Source organism: Streptomyces sp. NPDC005423, assembly GCF_040606415.1.
Taxonomy (GTDB): domain Bacteria; phylum Actinomycetota; class Actinomycetes; order Streptomycetales; family Streptomycetaceae; genus Streptomyces.
Window position 1 is genome coordinate 52,725 of record NZ_JBEXET010000043.1, and the last position, 20,827, is coordinate 73,551.

Genomic DNA, 20,827 nt, shown 5'->3' on the forward strand with positions numbered 1-20,827 from the left:
GCACCACTGACACCCACCCTGAAACGAAGCGGGCAGTCATCCAGCAGATGGTTGCCCGCTGGCCGACTGCCCTACCGCCTCGCTCCCAACGAGTATTCATCGTGATCGCCTCGCCTCTTCAGGTGGCCACGGATACTCTTTGGCTCCGCGTCTCCCAAGTGACCTCCTGTGGGGAGAATCTAAGGAGTGCGACGGCCGCTGGGAAGCGTGTGGGGAGAACGAACCGCGTAACGCCAGAGGAAGCCGAAGCCCCTGAAAGATGCGTTCTCGCAGGTCAGAGGTCCACCGAAGTCCATAACAGCAGGTCAGGGCGACCTGGTAGACAACTTCAAGGAGATCTCGTCTTACCACCGGCTTCGCGCATCACGCCCCATCCTCTGCGAGTCCCTCTCCAACTCCGGCCTCGCTCAGTTCACGACCAAGATCCGGACCATATACGGGCCAGAGCCCGCCGTCCCTGCTTCAAGGCTGGCATTCGTACTGGTCAGAGCCGTGTGCGCCGTGTACCACCAGCAGACGAAGAACCTTCTGGTGTCGTACTCGGCGAAGAAACTGGGCTTCTTCTAGACGCCAAAAAAGGGCGCCTGACCAGGCACTTGACCTGTCACGCGCCCTTCCCGGCGTGCATCCAAGGGCTTGCCGGGAAACACGTCGTGGCTTCCGACTCTGGGGCTCGTTGTTCTGGTATGGGGAGACCGGAGGGGATTGAGGCCGTTCTGGCGGCGAAGTTCCAGGTGCTGTTGCCGCATCTGGACGAGCGTCAGCGTCGGCTGGCCATAGGGGCGGAAGCGCTGTCGTTGGGGCATGGTGGGATCAGGCTCGTCGCCGCTGCGGCTGGGGTCCGGGAGGGCACGGTCTCACGTGGTGTGGTTGAACTGGACTCCGGACAGGCCCCGTTGGGGCGGGTACGTCATCCCGGCGGAGGGCGGAAGAAGGCGACCGACGTGGACCCAGGGCTGCGGCCGGCACTGCTGGCGCTGGTCGAGCCCGACCAGCGGGGCCATCCGATGTCACCGCTGCGGTGGACGACGAAGCCGACCCGGAAGCTCGCGGCGGAGCTGACCCGGCAGGGCCACCGAGTCTCCGCCGACACGGTCGCCGGCCTGCTCAGGGAGGAAGGCTTCAGCCTGCAGGCCAACGCCAAGACCATCGAAGGTGCTCAGCACGTTGACAGGGACGCCCAGTTCCACTACCTCAACGAGCAGGCACGGAACCACATGGACGCCGGCGACCCGGTGATCAGCGTGGACAGCAAGAAGAAGGAACTGGTCGGCGACTACAAGAACGCCGGACACGAATGGCAGCCCGCAGGGCAGCCTGTGAGGGTGAAGACGCACGACTTCCCCGGCCGGGCCGAGAAGGCGATTCCGTACGGAATCTACGACATGGCGGCGAACACCGGCTGGGTCAGCATCGGCACCGATCACGACACGGCGGCGTTCGCCGTCGCCTCGATCCGGCGCTGGTGACAGGCCCGCGGCGGGCACGACTACCCTCGCGCCCGCCGGCTGCTGATCACCGCCGACGGCGGCGGCTCCAACGGCCACCGCACTCGCGGCTGGAAGACCCAACTCGCCGTTCTCGCTGCCGAGACCGCCCTTGAGATCACGGTGTGTCACCTTCCGCCCGGCACTTCGAAGTGGAATTAGATCGAGCACCGGCTGTTCTCTCACATCACCATGAACTGGCGAGGTAGACCCCTGACCAGCCACGAAGTCATGCTCCAGACCATCGCCGCGACCACCAGCCGCAGCGGCCTGACGGTCCGGGCCGAACTCGACAGCGGTGAGTACCCCACCGGCATCCGCGTCAGCGATGACGAGATCGCCGCTCTGCCCATCGCCCGCCACCGCTTCCACGGCGACTGGAACTACAGCCTCCTCCCCCAGCGTCCGACGGACGCGGCGACCACGGCCGGCACACCGGACGAGACCCAGACAAAGAGACCGGCTCGCCTCACGCGGCGTTCGCTCCAGGACCTGGAACTGACCGGGATGACCCGCCGGCAGCTCAACGAACTCATCGACGTGTTGACTCCAGCGATGGAGGTCCAACGCGAGCAAGTGCTCCGCACACGTCGAGGCCATGAGCGCCTGGTGGCCCCTGGCACAGGCGCCAAAGCCAAGCTCACCTCAGCCGACCGGGTCCTGGTTACCGTGCTCCACCTGCGAAAACTCGCGACCATGGACCTCCTGGGCCAGCTCTTCGATACCACCGCCATGACCGTCAGCCGCGCAGCGAAGGACGTCCGCCCGCTCCTGGAAGCCCACGGAATTCACATCTCTGCCTCGACCGCCTGCTTCCGCACACCAGCTGACATTGCGAGGTTCCTCGACCCCGACAAAAACAAGATCAAACCAACGTGTTGGTTCCCGGCAAGCCCGGGAACGGGACGGAAGGCCGGGGACACTTCGAGAGGGCTGTCCGGTTGCTGCTGCGGCCGGTTCAGGCTGTCTTGACCGCGGCGACGGCGTCGGTGAGCGGCGTGCTCGGGCGTCCGATGAGTCGTTCCAGGTCGGGGCTGGTGGTGACAAAATCGCCGCGGCTGATGCCGAGGTCGGAGTCGACCAGGAGAGCGGCGAACGGCGCGGGCAGTCCGGCGCTGAGCAGCATCTCGGTGTACGCGTCGGCGGGCAGGTTCTGATAGGTCACCGGCTTGCCGCTCTGGGCGGCGACCTCGGCGGCGAATTCGGTCATGGTGAAGGGGGTGCCGCCCAGTTCGTACACGGTGCCGTCATGACCGTCGCTGGTGAGGACGACGGCCGCGGCAGCAGCGAAGTCGGCACGGGTGGCGCCGGAGATCCGGCCGTCGCCCGCCGAGCCGGCGATCGAACCGAACTGGAACGCGGTGGCCAGGTTCTCGGTGTTGTTCTCGATGTACCAGCCGTTGCGCAGGAAGACGTACGGCAGGCCGGACGCACGGATCAGCGCCTCCGTGGTCCTGTGCTCCTCGGCGAGCTTCGTGCCGTTGGTGTCGGCGTTGAGGGCGCTGGTGTACGCGATCTGGGCGACACCGGCGTCCACCGCGGCCTGCACGACGTTCTTGTGCTGCGCTTGGCGCTGGCCGACCTCTCTGGAGGAGATCATCAGAAGTTTGTCTGTGCCGGCGAACGCCGCGGCGAGGGTCTCGGGCCGGGTGTAGTCGGCCTCGCGCACCTGGACGCCGCGGTCGGCGAGGTCGGCGGCCTTGGCCGGGTTGCGTACGGCGGCCACGATCTGGCCGGCGGGCACGCCGCGCTGCAGCAGATCCTCGACGACGAGGCGGCCCAGGTGCCCGGTGGCGGCAGTAACAATGATCATTTTTGGTTCTCCCGATGTCGGTTGGCGAAGTCGTGCCCGCTCCGAGAACGCATGGCCCCCGACGGCCTTTCTGTCGCCCGCCACCCGCTGGACACACGCCTCCGATCGTTGGCTGTCAATCGCAGCTGAACTCCGCAGTGGCGAAGTCCAGTTGCAGCGAGTTCCTCGGCGACGGCCGTAACCGCCGGCAGGTCGATGTCGGCGAGTGCCACGCGAGCTCCCGCCTCGTAAAGGCTTGGGCTTCTCTCCGCCCGGCACCCCCTGTCATCCGCACTGGCCGGTGTGCCGCCTTCGGCCGACGGGTCCGGCCTTGTATGTGCGGGGCCCGGCGCGGTCAGTCCGTGGTGAAGATGGACAGAATCTCAGCGGGGTAGCGGCCACCTGCTGAGCCGTGGGGAAGGATCTCGGTGATGCTGGCCAGATCGGCGGCGGAGAGCTGGACGTCGACGGCGCCGGCGTTCTCCTCGAGGCGCTTGGTGCTGCGGGTGCCGGGAATGGGTGCGATGTCCTCGCCCTGGGCGAGCAGCCAGGCCAGCGCGAGCTGGGCGGTCGAGATGCCCTTGGTGTCGGCCAGACTCTTGAGCTGTTCGATGGCGCGCACGTTGTACGTGTAGTTCTCGCCCTGCCAGCGTTCGTCCCGGCTGCGCGCGTCGTCCGCGGGGTACTCGCTCGCGGGCTTGACGGCGCCGGTCAGGAAACCGCGGCCGAGCGGGGAGTAGGGCACCAGGCCGATCCCGAGTTCCCGCAGAACGGGAAGGATTGTCTCCTCGACCTCCCGCTCGAAGAGCGAGTACTCGTACTGGAGCACGGAGACCGGTGTGACGGCGTGGGCCCGGCGGATGTACTGGGGGCCGACGTTGCTCAGGCCGAAGTACTTCACCTTGCCCTCGGCGATCAGTTCGCCGGCCGCGCCGGCAACCTCCTCGACCGGAACGTCGGGGTCGGAGATGTGCTGGTAGAAGAGGTCGATGTGGTCGCTCTGCAGGTAGCGCAGGCTGTTCTCGGCGACCTTGCGGATGTTTTCCGGGCGGCTGTTGAAGCCGGGGCTGTGCGGCGGGGCGGTCATGTCGAAGCCGAACTTGGTGGCGAGGACCACCTCGTCGCGGAAGTTCTTGACTGCCTCGCCCAGGAGGATCTCGTTGCTGCCGGCGCCGTAGAGCTCGGCGGTGTCGAAGAAGTCGATCCCGAGTTCATGGGCGCGGCGGATGGTCGCGATGCTCTCGTCGTCGTTCGAGGCGCCGTAGTACATGGACATGCCCATGGTCCCCAGGCCAAGCGCCGATACGCGCAGACCCTGAGAGCCCAGATTGCGGTGCTGCATGAGTTCACTTCCTCAGTGGTTCACCGGCTCCACCTAAAAAGGCCAAACCGAACTGTTCCGTTTGACTGTACCGCCGATGGCCCGCGATGCCAAACCAAACAGTTCGGTGCTCTATCCTGGGGCTATGTCCCCATCCCGCGACTCCGGCCAGACAGCACCGCCCGCCCCCGCCAGCGACACCACGCGCGAGCGCGTTCTTACCGCTGCCATGGAGGAGTTCGCCCGCCACGGCATCGCCGGCGCCCGCGTGGACCGCATCGCCAAACTCGCCAAGACGAGCAAAGAACGCGTCTACGCCTACTTCCGCGGCAAAGACGCGCTCTACGCCGACGTCGCCGCACGGGAGCACGCAGTCATCGCCGAGGCCACCCAGCTGGACCCTTCCGACCTCCCTGGCTATGCGGGCCGCCTGTTCGACTACTTCGTCGCCCGTCCGGACCACCACCGCCTGATCACCTGGGGCCGTCTCGAACTGCCGGGCACCGCAACCCCTGCCGACGAGCACGCCCAGGCATTGCTCGCCCACAAAATCGACCAGCTCCGACAGGCACAACAGGCAGGACGGCTCGACCCCGCCTGGGACCCGGCCGACGTCCTCGCCCTGGTCAACCAGCTCGCCACGACCTGGGCGGCACAGCCCGAACACCTCGAGGCCGCCGCCGCACACGCTGTGGACCCCACCACCGCCGCCCGCCGCGCCGCGGTGGTGACCGCTGTCGAGCGGCTTTTCCCCCGAGCGCGGTGAGGCCCCGGACCGGCGGCAGCCCTGCCCGAACCTTCGCGTAACGGCGCCGTCCGCCCTTGCCCCTCACCTCTCCCTACGAGCCCGCAGAGCGGCCCACTGGCGCAGACGCTCGGCGATCTGGGCTTCGTAGCCGTTGCGGGTGGGTTCGTAGTACGTCTCGCGGCTCATGTCCTCGGGAAAGTAGTCGGCGCCGGAGAAGCCGTCAGCGGTGTCGGGGTCGTACTGATAGCCCTTGCCGTAGCCGAGGTCCTTCATCAGCCGGGTCGGAGCGTTGAGGATGTGGGCGGGCGGCATGAGCGAGCCTGTGCGTCGGGCGGAGCGGTGGGCGGCGTTGAAACCGCGGTAGACGGCGATGGATTTGGGGGCGGTGGCGAGGTAGACGACCGCTTGGGCGATCGCCAACTCGCCCTCGGGGGAACCGAGTCGCTCGTACACGTCCCAGGCAGCGAGCGTCTGCTGGACGGCGTGCGGGTCGGCCATGCCGATGTCCTCGTTCGCAAAGCGGGTCAAGCGGCGAGCGATGAACAGCGGATCCTCGCCGCCGTCGAGCATGCGGGCCAGCCAGTACAGGGCCGCGTCCGGGTCGGAGCCGCGCATCGACTTGTGGAGGGCGGAGATCAGGTTGTAGTGGCCTTCCTGTGCCTTGTCGTACAGCGGGGCGCGCTGCTGGATGTGGTGGGCGAGCGCGGTGGTGTCCAGGAGGGACTCGGGAGTGGGGAGGGTGTGGAGCTGTTCGGCCATGTTGAGCAGGTAGCGGCCGTCACCGTCGGCCATGGCGATCAGGGCGTCGCGAGCGTCGTCGTCCACGGGCAGTGGGTGGCCGATGAGATTCTCGGCGCGGTCGAGCAGGGTGGACAGGGCTCTCTCGTCGAGGCGTTTGAGGATGAGGACCTGGGTGCGGGAGAGCAGGGCGCCGTTGAGTTCGAAGCTCGGGTTCTCGGTGGTGGCGCCGATCAGGGTGATCGTGCCGTCCTCGACGTAGGGCAGGAAGCTGTCCTGCTGAGCCCGGTTGAAGCGGTGGATCTCGTCGACGAACAGCAGCGTGCCCTGCCCGACGGTGCGTCGGCTGCGGGCGGCGGCGAACACCTTGCGCAGTTCGGCCACGCCGGAGAAGGTGGCCGACACCGGTGCGAAGGCGAGGCCGGCGGCGTCGGCGAGGAGCCGGGCAATGGTCGTCTTGCCGACGCCGGGCGGCCCCCACAGGATCGCGGAGCTGAGGCGGCGCTGTGCGAGCAAGCGGCCCAGTGGGGCGTCCGGGGCCAAGAGGTGGTCCTGTCCGACGACGTCCGCAAGGCGGTTGGGGCGTAGGCGGTCGGCCAGCGGGCGGGGCGGCTCGTCGTCGAACAGCGGCAGGGTCGGTTCGGTCGGTTCCATCGGTCTTCCGGGTCGTGGGGCGAGGTCACGGGGTTGCGGGGCCAGGCGTCGGCTGCAGACGCCCGGGAGCGTCGTCCGCTCGGTGTACAGCGGGCCTCACGGTGACGAAGCCGGTCACGGCCGCGTCGGCCGCGTCCAGGACGGTGGCTCCGTTGCCGATCGTGTCGTACACCACCTGGGCTGTAGCGTCCTCGACGCCGGAGTAGCGGGAGATGCCTGCGGTCAGTTTGCTGGTCTGGCAGTCCGCCCACACCGCTCGGGGTGAAGGCGCGCTCCTGGGTGCCCGCCAGGCCGAGCGACAGGACGCGCTTGCCTGTGAGCCGAGACGTGAACGTGCGCATGCAGTAGGCGAAGCCGTCGTTCCGGACCCGGTCGACCCAGCCTCTGCGGAAGGAGGGAAGGCCGTACCACCAGACAGGAGAGACCATGACGATCTCGTCGGCGGCCTCGATGCGCCGCGTAAGTGCGCGGACCTCGGGCGAGTAGACCTTCCCGGACTCGTCGAAGTCGCGTTCGTCCTCGGGTGTCACGCGGGGGTCGAAGCCCTCCGTATGCAGGTCGCGGACATCGACAGTGCCGTCGTCGGCCTCCAGGCGTTCGCCCGCCCGGGCCGCGACCTGCGCGGAGAGGAACGAGCTGCACGGATGGGCGATGACGAGCATGGTGTGCACGGTGATTCCTGTCGGCTGAAGGCGCGGCTGGTTCGCACCGGCGGGAAGGTGCTCGGGGATTCAGGCGCCGGCCCGCTGCGATCCTGGGGGCCTGGGCGGGCGCTTGTCGTGGGGCAGACGGTCGACGACCATGTCGTAGGAGTGCCCGACCGCTTCGTCGACCAGGCGCTTGGTGATCCCTTGTCCTGGACCGACCGAGATCCAGTGCTTCTTGTCGAGGTAGCGGCCCGGGGTGATCGAGGCGTAGCCGCGCTCCAGTGACCGCGCGTGCTCAGGCTCGCACTTGACCGTGATGATCTGGTCGTCCGGGTCGTCGGTGACGATCAGGAACACCTTGCCGGCGACCTTGTACACGTCGAGCCCCGGGGTGAAGGGGTAACCGTGGCTGACGCCCGGGAGGGCCAGGGCCGCCTGGCGGGCGGTGTCCTGAAGCCGGTCACCGGCCGCGCTCACCGGGCCGCCCGCGTGCCGGTGCCGTAGGTGTGAGGGTCGACGGGCTGCTCGGCCTTGGGCAGGTGGGCGACGACGAGCCGGTAGGAGTCGGTGACGAGTTCCCTGACGAGTTCCTCGTCGACGCCTTCTCCGCTCTCCAGGGTGATCCAGTGCTTCTTGTTCATGTGGTAGCCGGGGGTGATGTGGCTGTACTGCTCCCGCAGGGCATGGGCTTCACCGGGGTCCGCCTTGAGGATCACGACGGGCCGCCCCCGGACTTCGGTCATCAGTATGAACACCTTGCCGCGCACCTTGAAGACCTCCCAGTCGGGGCCGAAAGGGTGCTCCAGCCGGGCTCCTGGGAGTTCCTCCGCGCAGTCGGCGGCGGACTTGTGCAGGACCGATCCGTTCATGGGGCGTTGCCTTCCTCACGTGGTGACGGACTGTGGCATCGAGGAATGTGGAGGCGCGCCGCGCGGACGCGGTGGCTCGTCCCATCCTTCCGCCGCAGCCGACCGGAAGGGCGGTAGGCTGCGGACACGTGATGGTCGATAAGGGACACCCTGACCCGAGTGGAAGCGCGGCCGGTCCGGCTGCGGTTCCGCTGTTCGGTTTCCAGCCCCCGGTCGGTACCCCGTACGGCCTTGAGGTGAGTACCGTCGAGGACTTCTTCGCCCAGCACGACGACTGGCCGTGGAACCCGCCCCGTCCGGGCCGCGCCACCTTCCACTACCTCATCGCCGTCACCGAGGGCGAGCTGCTGCACGACGTCGACCACGTCACGCGGACCGTCACCCCCGGCCAGTGGCTGTGGGTGCGTCCCGGGCACGCGCAGTGCTGGCATCCGCCCGGCGCGGCCCACGGCCCGTTCATCCTGTTCGAACCGGATGTGCTGCGGCCCGACCTCGCCCGTCTCCTGGCCCCGCTCACCGCGCACGAGGCCCCTGCCGTGCTGACTCCGGCTCCCGACGACGCCGCCTGGCTCCAGCAGACGGCCCTCCAACTCCTGGACGAACACCGCGCACTGGGACGCCGCCCCCTCGACATCCACCACGCCCTACGGCGCAGCCTGCTCGAATCACTGCTGCTGCGCCTGGCCAACTCCCCAGGCATCGCCCTCGACGGCACGGCCACGGCCGGCACCGGCCGCGCCGACAGGTACGGACGCTTCCTCGACGCCCTGGAGCTGCACTTTCGCGAACTGCACCACGCCGCGGACTACGCCGAGTTGCTCGGCTGCTCGGTCCGCACCCTCAGCCGCACCGCCCGGGACGCCACCGGCAAGGGAGTACGCGAACTCATCGACGACCGGCGCCTCCTGGAAGCCCGGCGCCTCCTGGAAGCTGCCCGGTGGGATGCCCGGGCCGTGGCCGTCCACCTCGGCTTCACCGACGCCGCGAACTTCGGCCGCTTCTTCCGCGACCGCACCGGCCTCACCCCGGCCGCCTACGCGGCCCACGAAGCGAGGACCGACGCTTGACGGAAACGCGGCGAACGCCCCTTGCCCGTCAGGAGGCAATGGCTGTCTTCGCAGTCTGCGCGTTGTCGCACCGCTCACCTGTCAAGAGCCCGCCGGATGAACTCCTCACGGGTCGCGCTGGAAGCGCGCGACACAGCCGCATGATCCACCGTCATGTCGAACCCGTGGAAGCCCCCGCCCCACATGTGCAGATCGACGCTCACTCCCGCCTCGGACAGGCGGCCGGCGTAGCTCAGGATCTCGTCGCGGAACCCCTCGGCCGAGCCGGTGTCGATGTAGGTGCGCGGCAGCCGGCTGAGGTCCTCGGCGCGGGCCGGCGCGGCGTACTGCGACACGTCCGGGCCGCCGCGCCGCTCGCCCAGTACGGAGGTCCACGCGTACAGGTTGCTGTGGCAGTCCCATACGCCTCCGCGGTCCACCATGCGACTGCTGTGCGTCTCGAAGCGGTCGTCGAGCATGGGGCAGATCAGGATCTGGTGGCTGAGCGAGGGAAAGGCGCGGTCGCGGGCGAGCAGCGCGGTCCCCGCCGCGAGGCCGCCGCCACTGACTCCGGCGATCATGAGGCGCTCGGGGTCGGTGCCGAGCTCGGCCGCGTTCTTCGCCATCCACACCAGCCCCGCGTAGCAGTCCTCGACCGGCGCGGGATCGGGGTGATCCAGCGCCAGTCGGTACTCGACCGACACGACGACCGCCGTCCCCTCGATCACATGGGTAGGAGATGACTCACGTGGTCCCGGCCTCCCCCCATGATCATCCCGCCCCCGTGGAGGCTGAGGATGCCTCCCTTGTGACCTCGGTCCTCGACGGGGCTGAGGATCAGCAGAGTGATGTCCGGCGCGCCTTCTGGCCCCGGTACCTGGCGTGTTTCCACCCGCACGTTGCCGCCCGCCGTCAGAGCCTCCGAATCCAACGCAGGTGAACCCGCGGCGATCTGCCCTCGGATCTCTGGCAGCGTCTCGTCCGACAGGGCCGGAAAGACGGCCCCCCGCGCCTCCTCGACGGGCGCGAGTTCCGGATCCAACGGGGGCCGGATGGTCGTGGCACCGAAGAAGTCTGCTGCTGTCTGGTCCGCCATCTGTTCTCTCCTTCGGAAGCGACGGAGAGCGGCGACACTCACCACCGGGTTGAGGCACTCACTGCGCACGATGTGTTGATCGAGGAGATCGAGTCGACGTGTGCGATGACCCTGTCGCGTCCCGCGATCAGTTCTCAGTCGTCCAGGACGACGACGTGCTTGCCCGGCGTGGTGCCGGATTCGAGGTCGGCCTGGGCGTCACGGACCTGTTCCAGGCCGTGGTAGACCTTCGCGACCGGAACCTTGAGACGCCCTTCGGCGATGGCCTGGAGCTGGTGGGCGAAGACGTCGGCCGGGAGGTCGCCGGCCTCGCCCGCGTAGCTGGTCAGCCGCACCCCGCTGGGGATCATGAACGGGGTGAAGTCGGGGATGGTCCACGCGCCGCCCAGGGCGCCGGTGAAGCAGACGGTGCCGTGCACGCGCACGCATCCGAAGGTGTCCGGCAGGGCTGTGCAACCCACCAGTTCCAGCGCGGCGTCCACGCCCTGCGGTACGAGGTCCTGGACCTTCTCGGCGATGTGTCCGTTGTCCTCGATGGGATGGTCGACGCCCATGGCCCGCAGTTCGTCGGCACGCCCGGCGTGACGCGTGGTGGAGATGACGGTGGCGCCGATGTCCTTGGCCATCGCCGCCGCGCTCAGTCCGACCGTGGAGGTGCCGCCGCGGATCAGCAGCGTCTGTCCGGTCTTGAGGTCCAGGCCGCGGGTCAGGGACCCGTAGGCGGTCTGGAACATCTCGGGCAGGGCGCCGACCACGTCCCACGGCAGGCTGGTCTCGAACGGGATGACCTGCGCCGCGGGGACGGTCACGTACTGGGCGTACGCGCCGTCGTAGGAGCGGCCCATGTTGCCCATCATCGTGGCCACCTGCTGTCCCGGCCGCAGTCCACTGTTCTCGTCGACCTCATCGACCAGGCCGACGCCCTCGATGCCGGGGATGCGCGGGTAAGTGACCACCGCGTCCGACTCTCCCTTGCGGGTGGTGACCTCGGACTCGTTGACACCGAACGCCTTCACCCTGATCCGCACCCAGCCGGGCTTGCGTTCCGGCACCGGCAGATCCTTGATCTGAAGTGCGTCCAGGCCGCCGGGCCGGGTGACGACGACGGCCCGCATCGTCGCCGGTCCGGCGTCGCCGACTGCTGTCGGTTGGCTCATACCAAATTCCTCACTCTGTTTCGCCCTTTGGTGCGCTATCCCGAATGGCGTCCCGCCAGCTGTCAGGGACGGTCGATGCCCTCCCACAGGCCGATGGCCTGCTGGTAGTGGGCGGTGGGCTCGAAAGGCGGGTTGCCGACGGTTTCCGAGGTGGGTCTGTCCGTGACGGCGGGCCCCAGACGGGAGTGCTCGCCGGTGGCGAAGTCGAGCACGATGTCGCGGATCCGTGTATCACGCTCGGCCTGTTCGGCGCTGCGGCCGGGCTGTTCCTGGCCGACCAGGGCGTACATCTCGGTGCCGTGCACCGCGGGCGCGTCCTCGGCGGGCCCGATCAGAAGGAGATGGGCGTTGCCGCCCGCGGCGGCGTGGGCCAGGGCGCCGCGGGCGGCCGGGAGCGCGAAGAGGTAGTCCGCCATGACCGCGGCGCGGACCTCGGCCGGGGTACGGCCGCCCTGGTCGTAGGCGTCGACGATCTTCTTCGCGCGGGAGCGGGAAATACGCCACCCTTCGACCTCGTCGACGACGCGGTCCAGGGTGTGCGGGTTGAAGCGGTCGAGGTCGTTCGCCACCCACCAGCCCATGTCGTCGCTGGCCATGCTCAGCAGGATGTCGACGTCGCGGTGCGCGCCCGAGGCGAGGACGTCCATGGGGTGGGCGTGCACCACCGCGCCGGGCTGCCCGAGGTCCAGGACGACGCCGGTGGCCTTGTTGTCCACCCCGCCGCGGACTCCGAGGTCCGTCGGAGCGACCTTGTGCAGGGCGTCCCTCAGGGAGAGCGGGTCGAGGTCCAGCAGCTTCTCCGGGTTGTCCGCTACGCCGAGTTCGGTGACGAACAAGTGCGCGAGTTCCTCGGCCCACCAGGCCGGGACGCTACGAGCGGGCCCGCCTGAGAACCCGGCCAGTCGCCGGTACAGGCCGTCGGCGGAGGAGGCGCCGAGGAGACCGAAGGTGGAGTAGGCGCCGGCGCTGTGGCCGTGGACCGTGACCTGGTCGGGGTCGCCGCCGAAGTGGGCGATGTTCCGCTTGACCCAGGTCAGCGCGGCGATGATGTCCTGGAGGAAGAGGTTGCTGGCCTCGGCGAACGGCCCGCCGTATTGCGAGAGCGAGAGCGCCCCCAGTGCGCCAAGCCGGTAGTTGACCGACACGCCCACCACTCTCCCCGTCGCGGCGAGACCGGAGGCGTTGGAGGTGATCTGGGTGTTCGCGCCGTACTCGAATCCGCCGCCGTGGATGTACACGGTCACCGGGAGCGCCGTGTCGGCCGGCTGCTCGGGGGCCCACACGTTCAGATTCAGGCAGTCCTCGCCCATCCCGCTGTCCGCTTCGAGCCAGTCACCGCTGTCGGGCTGGATCGCGACGATGCCCTTCCGGTCGTACGGGAGACTCGGATCGAAATCCGCGACCACGGGGCGGCTATACCGCTCGGCGGTGGCGTATGGGATCCCCCACCAGGACCGCACCCCTGGTGCGGTCGGAGCATTGGGAGTGGTAGCAGTCATGACATGTCCTTCCAGCGCGGTTCGGGCGTTCGCGCGGTGCTTCGGCGGCTGGTCGCTCGCGGTGACGTCTCCCATCGTTTCCCGGGATCCGACAAAACGCCTGGCGGGCAGCGGTCACCCTGTGGTCATCAGGTGACACTTCGGCAACAAGATCTCGTTGCAGGCCATGAGCTTCTGCTACATGACCGACGGCCGGATCGTCGGCGAACGGGGTCAGCCTGACCTCCCGCAAGAGGCCGGTCTCTTCTTCTTGATCCGGTGTCTTCGCGCGAACAGCGCCCGCTGCGATGAGAGCCGTACTCCCCGTCACCGGGACTCGTAGGGGCGCGGCTTTGCGGCTGCTGAGGCGGTCGAGGGAGATCGGGGGTTGAGGAACATCCATGTCAGATCGTGCGCTGACGAGTTGGTGCGTGATTGCGGGTGAGGCGTCGTGCCTGGCCGGTGGCATGATCCAGGTGTGGCGATCATGGTCAATCGGGCGGTACTGACGCATCGGCTGTTCACGGGGATCTCTCGGCGTCATCTCGCGCTCCTGGTCGAGGAGTTGGCGCTGCCGTGACAGGCCGGGCTTGAGGGCCGCCGTCATGCTGCACGAGGTGGAGCCAGGAAGCGGGCTGCGGGTGCCGGCGCCCGTCACCAGTTGGTGTTCGTCGACCGGCTGGTGGCCACGCTGATCCATCCGCGGCACGACCTGCCGCACTCGGTGCTGGGCCTGCTGTTCGGCGTCGACCGCTCCACCATCACCCGTGCGATCGCAGAAGTACGCGCGCTCCTGACCGAGCGGGGGTGCGCGGTCCCCGACCGTCCCGGCCTGAGATGACGGACTCTGACCGATGTGTTCGCCTACGCCCAGGCCGAAGGCATCGAGCTGCGCCTGGACGCAACCGAGATCCAGGTCCGCCGTCCACCGGCCGGACGTGGCGGCCGGCGCGCGTTCGTCTCGGGCAAGAAGAAGCAGAACACGATGAAGGCCACCGTCATCGCCGACTGGCGTGGCCGCACGTTGTGGAGCGATGCCTTGCGGCCTGGACGTACGCACGACGCCACGGCTGCCCGCAACGAGGGCATCGCCGTGTGCTTCCGGCACTTCCCCGATGTCGAGGTCCTCTTGGACGACGGCTATCTCGGCCTGAGCCGCGACCACCGCGGGCAAGCGATCACACCGCCCAGAAAGCCGCGGCCGGGAGCACTGCCCGGCAGAGTTGAACAGTGGGAACGCGACCGCCCCTGGCACTCCTCCGACCGGATCACCGTCGAACACGCCCTCGCCGACCACAAACGCTGGACCCACCGACGCGACCGCCTGCCCGACACCTACCGCGCTATCGCCGGCCTCGTCTCCGACCGCACCGCTCAAGCCCGAACAGCGGTCCTCCAACGGACCAGCACTCGAACCGCTCGCCACCGGACTGGCCGCCGCCAGGATCACCTACGAGCAACTAGCCCGGATCAGGGGCCACTTGGACTCGATGCGGGAGGCGAGCGACGACGTGGAGCGGCTCAACGTCCATGACGCGGCCTTCCACCGCTCGGTCGTTTCGGCCACCGGCAACGAGAGCCTGCTCGCCCTGATCGAGGGCATCTCGGGGCCGTACGCTGCGCGCCCGGTTCCGGCGCGCCCAGTGGGACGACCAGTCCGCCGGGCGGACCCTCGCCAAAGCACGAGGCGATCTGCAACGCCCTCGTCACCAGCGACGTCGCGGTGAGCCAGGCCGCGGCCCTGCTGCGCGTCAGCAACACCGGGCACTGGCTCCGCGAGCACTTGCGATCGAACACCGCACCGGCATAGCGAACTGGGGCCGGTTCCCAGCCGGGCCCGGCGCCGCGCCTGGCCGAGCCCGTTAGTTCATCAGGCGCCACTGCTGGTTGGCGCCGCCCGTGCAGGTCCACAGCTGGACCTTCGTCCCGTTGCCGGTTGCCTGGCCGTCGGCGTCCAGGCAGAGTCCCGACTGTGCCGCTGTGATCGTGCCGTCGGCATTGACGTTCCACTGCTGGTCCGCCTGCCCGCTGCAGTCCCAGATCGCGGCCGGGGTGCCGCTGCCCGCGGACTGGCCCACGCCCAGGCACTGGTTGCTGTAGACCATGAGTTGCCTGGCGGCGGTATGGGTCCACCGCTGGTTGGAGCCGCCGTTGCAGTCCCACAGCTGTGCCTGGGTGCCGTTGGCGGTGGTGGAGTTGTTGATGTCGAGGCAGCGCCCGGACTGCTGGCCGACGATCTCCTGGCTGCCGGACGGCGGGGGCGGTGGTGTGCTGGAGCCGAACTGGGTGAAGAACTGCCACACCGCGGCCGACGTCCAGGTGCGCCAGCCGTCACCGGTGGAACCGTCTATGGGGCCGGGGTCGTGGCCCGCTCCGTCGAACGCCGCCCACACGACGGGGTAGCCGGACCGGCATCCGGAGTAGGTGGTGATGATGTGGGTCAGGCTTCCGTAAGCCGGTTCGGGCGGGTTCTGCGGGGTGCAGCCGTTCGTCCGGACGAAGGTGTCGCGCAGGTCCCGTCCCGACTGGATGGGCAGCACGTTGTCCCTGAGGCCGTGCAGGCCCATGTAGGCGATGGGCTGGGTGCCGCCGTTGCAGCCGCTCAGGTTCGCGCCGGAGTAGACCGCGATCGCGCGGAAGACGCTTGCCCGTGCGCAGGCGAGGGCGTAGGACATCGCACCGCCGTAGCTGAAGCCCGCAGAGAACACCTGGGTGGTGTCGACGCACAGGCCTGCTTCGATCTGGCTGACCATCGCGTCGACGAAGGCCACGTCCTGACCGCCGGAATTGGCCCAGCCGTTGCCTATGCCCTGAGGGGCGACGAAGATCGTGCTGCTGTTCGCGTTGTCCGCGAGGCGCCGCAGGCCGTAGTAGGACCAGTTGTATCCGTCGGTTCCGCCGGAGTCGACGTCGCCCGCCGTGCCGCCGCGCCAGTGGAAGCCGAAGATCAGCCGGTAGGGGTGGTTGGTGTCGTAGCCGGCGGGGATCCGGAGGATATAGCTGCGAGTCTGCCCACCGCTCTGGATGGTGTGGTTGCCACTCGTCAGGGCCGGGGCCTTGCCGCAGCCGGCCGTCGACCCGGCGGCCGCGGTGACCGACGGGGGTGCGGCGGCGCTCCTGCCGAACGAGGTGCCGGCAGCTGACAGGACGAGAAGCATCGCCGCCACGACGGGCAGTAAGAGCGGTTTGTGTTTCATGCACTCCTTCTTCCGGTCTCGAGGGATGACTGTGTGCGTCGGCTCCCGACGTGGTTCACACGCCGGTGATCGTCCATTGGTTGTTGGTGCTGGAGTTCGGTGTCCACAACACCGTGGTCGACCCCACCGCGGTACTGCCGCTGCCGTCCAGGGCCGTGCCGGTGCCACGGTTGATGATCTGGTAGCGGTTGTCGCCGAGGCTGTTCAGCGACCACTGCTGGTTGTTGCCGCCGTTCCACGCCTCCTGCCGGGCGGGTGCGCCGTTGGCGGAGTTGCCCCAGCTGTCGGCGGCCATGCCGTTGGCGCGGTTCATGATGCGGTGGTAGCCGTTGCCGAGGTCGACGAGCTGCCATTGCAGGTTGGCGCTTCCGTCGTAGTTCCACTGCTTGAGGTTGGAGCTGGAGGCGACGTTGCCCCCGCTGTCGAGCACCAGGCCGCTGGTCACGTTGGCGATCTTCACCCAGGTCGTGGAGCCGCCCGGTGCGCCGACGACGGGGATGTCACCCGAGAAGGTGAGCTTGACCGTGTACGCCAGGGCGGTGAACGGCGGGTTCGTCGAGGGCATGGTCAGGTGCAGGCCGGAGGCGTCCTGGGTCGGTGCGGGCAGGTTGACGTAGGTACCGGCGGCGTTGTTCAGCAGTTGGGCGCCGGTCAGGCTGCTGAGGTTGATCTGGTTGGAGTTCAGCGTGGTGATGGTCGTGGTCGCCCCCTGCCAGCCCAGCGTGGTGGCGTAGAGGACCTTGTTGTCCTGACTGCGGGTGAAGCGGACGTCCTGCGGTCTGCCTGCCACCGGCCCACTGAAGGAGCCTCCGCCCATCTTGGTGGGGCCCTCGCCGTAGGCGGACCAGGAGCGGGTGCCGTAGACCGCCTCTCCGAAGCGGCCGAGCCAGTCCCCCATGGCGAGCAGGATCGACTGCTGTCCGGAGGGGACGGTGCCGTCGGCCATCGGGGCGATGTTCAGCAGCATGGTGCCGCCCTTGCTGACCCGGTCGATCAGCGAGTGCAGCAGCGCCTGCGTCGTGTAGTAGCCGATGCCCACCGTGTAGCACCAGCTGGAGGAGGAGATGCTGTCGTCGGTCAGCCAGTAGGGCGTGAGCAATCCTGCCGGGCCGCCGCGCTCGAAGTCGAAGACCTCGCCCTTGTTGTCAAGGCCGTCCTTGTAGGTCGCGACCACGTCCTTGTTCCAGGCGACCGCCTGGTTGTAGTAGTGCGCGAGGAACTGCAGCCGGTAGGACTCCTGCACCAGGTTCAGGTCGAAGTCCTGCCAGAGCAGGTCCGGCTGGTAACCGTCGATGACCTCGACCAGCTTGTCGAACCAGAGCTTGTTCTCGGCCGCCGAGCCCTGTTGTCCGTAGAGGATGCGCAGGGCCGGGTCGGACTGGGACGGCACGTGGTCGTAGTAGCCGTTGAAGTGGTAGGCGTGGTGGAGGGAGGCCATGAACTTCAGGCCCTGCGCGCGGATGGCCCGGGCGTGCAGGGCGACCAGGTCGATCCGGGGGCCGTGCTGGACGGAGTTCCACGGGTTGGCGCGGCTGTTCCACATCGAGAAGCCGTCGTGGTGCTCGGCGACCGGGCCGGCGAACCTGGCGCCCGCGGACTTGAACAGCCGGGCCCAGGCGTCCGGGTCCCAACTGCCGCCTTGGGAGGCCAGTCTGGGCGCGAACTGCACGAAGTTGCCGGCCTTATCGCGGGCGCCGTCGATGAAGTTGCGGTATGGCCACACCGAGGGGTCGCCGTAGGTGGCGATGTGGTGCTGGTTCTCGTTCGAGCCGCCGATGTACATGTTGCGCGGATACCACTCGTTGCCGTACGCGGGGACGCTGAAGGCGCCCCAGTGGTAGTAGATGCCGAACTTGGCGTCCTGGAACCAGGCCGGGGACGGCGGGTGCTGGTCCACGGAGGACCAGCTCGCGGTGTAGCTCGCGGGGCCGTCGGTGGCCGCGGCCTGGGGTGCGAACCGCAGCAGGCCGAAGGCCGTGGCCGCGCCGGTCGCCGCGAGCATGCGGCGCCGGCTGATCGGGCGGGGGGAGGAAGTCATGCGGGGTCCTTCCAGGTCCATTGGCAGGGTGGCGTTCTCGGCCGGTACCGGTTACTCGCGCCTCCACGTCTGGTTGCCGGCACCGGTGCAGGTCCACAGCTCCAGCAGGGTGCCGTTGGCCGTTGCCGCGCCGGTGGCGTCCAGGCACAGGCCGGACTGGGCGCCGGTGATCGTGCCGTCGGCGTTGAGCGTCCACTTCTGGTTGCCGCCGCCGGTGCACCCGGAGATGTCGACCTTGGTGCCGGGGCTGGTGGCGCTGCCCGCCGCGTCCAGGCAGGCGTTGCCGTAGACCCGGATCTCACCGGCCTGTGTACTGGTCCACTGCTGGTTGCTGCCGCCGTTGCAGTCCCACAGCTCCACCTGCGTTCCGGAGGTCTGCGACTGGTTGGGCACATCCACGCACCGGCCGGAGGCGGTCCCGACGATGGGGCCGGTCGTGCCTCCTCCGCCGCCACTGCCGGGGGTGAGGGACAGGTTGTCGAACTGTGCCGTCTCGCCCTGGCCGGTCGCGTAGCCGACCTGTCCGCCGGCCCAGGTGCGGTCGTTGGCGGAGCCGACCGTGGAACCGTCGATGACGGCGCTGATGGTGGTCCCGGAGAAGCTGAGCGCGAGAGTGTGCCACCGGTTGGTGCCCAGTGCCGTGGTCGTGCCGTGGGCGAGGGTGGAGACGGTGCCGCTGGTGTCGGAGTTCAGAATCGACCAGGCACCGGTGTCGCTCACCCGCAGGTGGTAGCCGTTGAGTCCGCCGGTGCTGCCGTAGTCCTGGCCGTTCGCGCGGCCGATCAGCTCCGCGTATCCCGGCTGTTCGAGCAGCACGTCGGAGGAGACGGTGTAGTTGCTCCAGCCCACGTCGCCGAGCAGGGCGTGCGGATCGGACAGGGCGTCCCAGGTGATCGGTTTCTGGGGACTCATCTGGCGCACGCACTTGCCGCCGCGGTCGCCGCCGCAGGCCGTCACCTCGAAGGCACCCTGCCAGTCCATGAGGTACTTCGCCTCGGTGCCGGTGGCGTAACCGTCGAAGGTGTCGCTGTACGGCAGGCTCATGGCACCCTGGGCGAGGCCGGTGGCGGTGCCCTTGCCCTGCCCGGTCGTGGTGGTCAGGGTGTAGACGCGATGGGGCTGCACGGTCAGGCTGAAGCCTCCACCGGAGGAGGTGACGTCGGCGGTGTGCACGAAGTAGTCGGCCGGGTTGGATGAGTTCACATCGGTCGACCAGACGTGGACGGTGCCGCCGGACAGCCCTCCGGCGACGGTGAAGTCAAGGGTCTGGGCGCTGCCGTCGTCCATCGTCTCGATGACGGTGGAGTAGTTGGAGTTGTCGGGGGACTTCAGCGAGACGTAGCTGCCGTTGTTCCGGTTGCCGCCGATGTAGCCGCTGGAGGAGTCGAGGTACTTCCAGCCCGGGGCGGTGAACTGGCTGGTGTGCGCCATGACCCAGGTGTTCTTGCCGATCGCGTAGTGGCCGGACCAGGGCTGGGAGGCGAGGGCGAGGCCCATGGTGGGGTACGGCAGGTTGGGCGTGATCGCCGCGACCACCGGCCAGTTGAGATACGCGGTCATCCGGCCGTCGATGTATCCGCGGTTGATGCCCCGGGCCATGGCGGGTGCTCCCCCGTTGTAGTCGTCCGAGCCGTTCTCGCTGGCCCACAGGGGCTTGCCGGAGGACGTGGCGGCCGACGGCACCGAGCAGTTGGCCTGGGACGAGCGGTAACCGCAGGGGTAGTGCGTGCCGATGACACTCACCGCGGCGGCGAACGCCGAGTTGGAGTTGACGTCGTTGGCCACGGTCCAGTCCGAGTCGGCCGCGACGATCTTGACGCTGCCGTAGCCGTTGGAGTTGAGCGCGCTGCGCAGTTGCTCGTACCAGGAGACGTTGTAGCCGCGCTCGTTCCACCCGCCGAGGTAGTCGATGGCGAGGCCGTGCTGTTTGGCGCAGCCCAGCCAGGAGACCAGGTAGTTGACCATGTCGGTGGACCAGAAGTTCCCGCCGCCGATCCAACCCGGCGCGCCCCAGGCGAGCCCGTAGAGCTTGATGTCCGGGTTGCGGGCCTTGGCCTGCTCCATGAGCCACCATTCATAGCCGCGGTCGCAGTTCAGGTCGGAGCGGGTGTGCTGGTGGCTCGGCTCGGCACCGGAGGTGGAGTTGGTGTCCCCGCCGATCTCGGCCTTGAGGATCTGCAGGGAGGCCCCGTAGCCGGGCTTGAAGAGGTAGTCGAGGATCTGGCCGCGCTGGGGTTCGGGGTAGTCGAGCAGGAGTCTGCTGTTGCCGCCGCCTCCGCTGATCGCGCCGACGCCGTCGAAGGTCCGTCCGCCGGACGCCCCGTTGATGGTGATCGAGGTGGCGGCGTGCGCCGGGGTGGCGACGGTGCCGACAAGGCCGCCGACGGCCAGGAGGAGGCCCGTGAGCACGGCGGTCGAGGCGCGCAGGCGCCGCAGCAGCCGTCTGATTGCTGACACGATGGGTTCCTTACGTTGTAGCTGGGTTGGTTTCGGTCACTCGTAGGATCGAAAGACCCAGGGATGCTGGGTGTGGCTTGGTGGGTTCAGCCCAGTGGTGGC

The 20,827-nt window shown here is 68.6% G+C and carries 15 protein-coding genes and 4 pseudogenes; 5 read left to right on the plus strand and 14 right to left on the minus strand.

Going from position 1 to position 20,827, the window contains the following annotated elements; translation table 11 throughout:
• Nucleotides 1-686: 686 nt before the first annotated feature.
• Nucleotides 687-2,291, plus strand: a pseudogene (locus tag ABZT12_RS32080) (ISAzo13 family transposase); the annotation flags it as partial.
• Nucleotides 2,292-2,445: 154 nt separating this feature from the next.
• Here the strand turns inward: ABZT12_RS32080 and ABZT12_RS32085 are convergent.
• Both ABZT12_RS32085 and ABZT12_RS32090 read right to left on the minus strand, forming a co-directional pair.
• Complete coding sequence (locus ABZT12_RS32085; protein WP_356391070.1) at nucleotides 2,446-3,300, minus strand: SDR family oxidoreductase; 855 nt, start codon at nucleotides 3,298-3,300, stop codon at nucleotides 2,446-2,448.
• 334 nt (nucleotides 3,301-3,634) lie between these two features.
• Nucleotides 3,635-4,621, minus strand: coding sequence for an aldo/keto reductase (locus tag ABZT12_RS32090; RefSeq protein WP_356391072.1), 987 nt, complete (start codon nucleotides 4,619-4,621; stop codon nucleotides 3,635-3,637).
• Nucleotides 4,622-4,745: 124 nt separating this feature from the next.
• Here ABZT12_RS32090 and ABZT12_RS32095 point away from each other — a divergent pair, with 124 nt between their 5' ends.
• On the plus strand, nucleotides 4,746-5,366 hold the full coding sequence (locus tag ABZT12_RS32095; protein ID WP_356391074.1) for a TetR family transcriptional regulator: 621 nt from the start codon (nucleotides 4,746-4,748) through the stop codon (nucleotides 5,364-5,366).
• A 63-nt stretch (nucleotides 5,367-5,429) separates the two neighbouring features.
• On the opposite strand, the gene ABZT12_RS32100 is transcribed toward ABZT12_RS32095, so the two are convergent.
• The 5 genes and pseudogenes from ABZT12_RS32100 to ABZT12_RS32120 all read right to left on the minus strand — a co-directional run bounded on the left by ABZT12_RS32100 (nucleotide 5,430) and on the right by ABZT12_RS32120 (nucleotide 8,256).
• Complete coding sequence (locus tag ABZT12_RS32100) at nucleotides 5,430-6,740, minus strand: replication-associated recombination protein A (RefSeq protein ID WP_356391076.1); 1,311 nt, start codon at nucleotides 6,738-6,740, stop codon at nucleotides 5,430-5,432.
• Nucleotides 6,741-6,765: 25 nt separating this feature from the next.
• Nucleotides 6,766-6,993 carry a hypothetical protein gene (locus ABZT12_RS32105; protein WP_356391078.1) on the minus strand — a complete coding sequence of 76 codons (228 nt, stop codon included), beginning with the start codon at nucleotides 6,991-6,993 and terminating at the stop codon, nucleotides 6,766-6,768.
• Between the two features lie 49 nt (nucleotides 6,994-7,042).
• Nucleotides 7,043-7,402: pseudogene (locus ABZT12_RS32110) on the minus strand (NAD(P)H-dependent oxidoreductase); the annotation flags it as partial.
• Between the two features lie 69 nt (nucleotides 7,403-7,471).
• The gene (locus ABZT12_RS32115; RefSeq protein ID WP_356391080.1) at nucleotides 7,472-7,864 is read right to left on the minus strand and encodes an MmcQ/YjbR family DNA-binding protein; all 393 of its coding nucleotides are present in this window, start codon (nucleotides 7,862-7,864) and stop codon (nucleotides 7,472-7,474) included.
• Complete coding sequence (locus ABZT12_RS32120; protein ID WP_356391082.1) at nucleotides 7,861-8,256, minus strand: MmcQ/YjbR family DNA-binding protein; 396 nt, start codon at nucleotides 8,254-8,256, stop codon at nucleotides 7,861-7,863. The genes ABZT12_RS32115 and ABZT12_RS32120 overlap by 4 nt, the downstream gene beginning before the upstream one ends.
• 236 nt (nucleotides 8,257-8,492) lie before the next feature.
• Here ABZT12_RS32120 and ABZT12_RS32125 point away from each other — a divergent pair, with 236 nt between their 5' ends.
• Nucleotides 8,493-9,323 carry an AraC family transcriptional regulator gene (locus ABZT12_RS32125; protein ID WP_356391085.1) on the plus strand — a complete coding sequence of 277 codons (831 nt, stop codon included), beginning with the start codon at nucleotides 8,493-8,495 and terminating at the stop codon, nucleotides 9,321-9,323.
• Nucleotides 9,324-9,397: 74 nt separating this feature from the next.
• Here the strand turns inward: ABZT12_RS32125 and ABZT12_RS32130 are convergent, their stop codons facing one another.
• From ABZT12_RS32130 to ABZT12_RS32145, 4 genes are all read right to left on the minus strand, one after another.
• Nucleotides 9,398-10,030, minus strand: a complete 633-nt coding sequence (locus tag ABZT12_RS32130) for an alpha/beta hydrolase (protein WP_356391087.1) — start codon at nucleotides 10,028-10,030, stop codon at nucleotides 9,398-9,400.
• Nucleotides 10,027-10,398 (minus strand): hypothetical protein, encoded by a 372-nt coding sequence (locus ABZT12_RS32135; protein ID WP_356391089.1) that lies wholly within the window; start codon nucleotides 10,396-10,398, stop codon nucleotides 10,027-10,029. Before ABZT12_RS32135 ends, ABZT12_RS32130 begins: the two co-directional genes overlap by 4 nt.
• 134 nt (nucleotides 10,399-10,532) lie before the next feature.
• Nucleotides 10,533-11,555 carry a zinc-binding dehydrogenase gene (locus ABZT12_RS32140; RefSeq protein ID WP_356391091.1) on the minus strand — a complete coding sequence of 341 codons (1,023 nt, stop codon included), beginning with the start codon at nucleotides 11,553-11,555 and terminating at the stop codon, nucleotides 10,533-10,535.
• Nucleotides 11,556-11,617: 62 nt separating this feature from the next.
• Nucleotides 11,618-13,054: a carboxylesterase family protein gene (locus tag ABZT12_RS32145; protein WP_356391093.1), complete on the minus strand. Its 1,437-nt coding sequence runs from the start codon at nucleotides 13,052-13,054 to the stop codon at nucleotides 11,618-11,620.
• 466 nt (nucleotides 13,055-13,520) lie between these two features.
• Between ABZT12_RS32145 and ABZT12_RS32150 the strand changes: the two are divergent.
• A pseudogene (locus ABZT12_RS32150) lies at nucleotides 13,521-14,402 on the plus strand (transposase family protein); the annotation flags it as partial.
• Between the two features lie 40 nt (nucleotides 14,403-14,442).
• Nucleotides 14,443-14,843, plus strand: a pseudogene (locus ABZT12_RS32155) (FCD domain-containing protein); the annotation flags it as partial.
• A 52-nt stretch (nucleotides 14,844-14,895) separates the two neighbouring features.
• On the opposite strand, the gene ABZT12_RS32160 reads toward ABZT12_RS32155, so the two are convergent.
• Genes ABZT12_RS32160 through ABZT12_RS32170 form a run of 3 tightly spaced genes read right to left on the minus strand, consistent with a single transcriptional unit; the run spans nucleotide 14,896 to nucleotide 20,725 of the window.
• A complete protein-coding gene (locus tag ABZT12_RS32160; RefSeq protein WP_356391095.1) occupies nucleotides 14,896-16,230 on the minus strand; it encodes a ricin-type beta-trefoil lectin domain protein in 1,335 nt (444 codons plus the stop codon).
• A 55-nt stretch (nucleotides 16,231-16,285) separates the two neighbouring features.
• Nucleotides 16,286-18,268, minus strand: coding sequence for an alpha-L-fucosidase (locus ABZT12_RS32165; RefSeq protein ID WP_356391097.1), 1,983 nt, complete (start codon nucleotides 18,266-18,268; stop codon nucleotides 16,286-16,288).
• Between the two features lie 51 nt (nucleotides 18,269-18,319).
• Nucleotides 18,320-20,725: a ricin-type beta-trefoil lectin domain protein gene (locus tag ABZT12_RS32170; RefSeq protein ID WP_356391099.1), complete on the minus strand. Its 2,406-nt coding sequence runs from the start codon at nucleotides 20,723-20,725 to the stop codon at nucleotides 18,320-18,322.
• Nucleotides 20,726-20,827: the final 102 nt, after the last annotated feature.

What these genes read in the sequence shown, in the direction of transcription:
- ABZT12_RS32085 (WP_356391070.1), bottom strand. Translation starts at nt 3,300, where the DNA reads ATGATCATTGTTACTGCCGCCACCGGGCACCTGGGCCGCCTCGTCGTC.
- ABZT12_RS32090 (WP_356391072.1), bottom strand. Translation starts at nt 4,621, where the DNA reads ATGCAGCACCGCAATCTGGGCTCTCAGGGTCTGCGCGTATCGGCGCTT.
- ABZT12_RS32095 (WP_356391074.1), top strand. Translation starts at nt 4,746, where the DNA reads ATGTCCCCATCCCGCGACTCCGGCCAGACAGCACCGCCCGCCCCCGCC.
- ABZT12_RS32100 (WP_356391076.1), bottom strand. Translation starts at nt 6,740, where the DNA reads ATGGAACCGACCGAACCGACCCTGCCGCTGTTCGACGACGAGCCGCCC.
- ABZT12_RS32120 (WP_356391082.1), bottom strand. Translation starts at nt 8,256, where the DNA reads ATGAACGGATCGGTCCTGCACAAGTCCGCCGCCGACTGCGCGGAGGAA.
- ABZT12_RS32135 (WP_356391089.1), bottom strand. Translation starts at nt 10,398, where the DNA reads ATGGCGGACCAGACAGCAGCAGACTTCTTCGGTGCCACGACCATCCGG.
- ABZT12_RS32140 (WP_356391091.1), bottom strand. Translation starts at nt 11,555, where the DNA reads ATGAGCCAACCGACAGCAGTCGGCGACGCCGGACCGGCGACGATGCGG.
- ABZT12_RS32145 (WP_356391093.1), bottom strand. Translation starts at nt 13,054, where the DNA reads ATGACTGCTACCACTCCCAATGCTCCGACCGCACCAGGGGTGCGGTCC.
- ABZT12_RS32160 (WP_356391095.1), bottom strand. Translation starts at nt 16,230, where the DNA reads ATGAAACACAAACCGCTCTTACTGCCCGTCGTGGCGGCGATGCTTCTC.
- ABZT12_RS32165 (WP_356391097.1), bottom strand. Translation starts at nt 18,268, where the DNA reads ATGACTTCCTCCCCCCGCCCGATCAGCCGGCGCCGCATGCTCGCGGCG.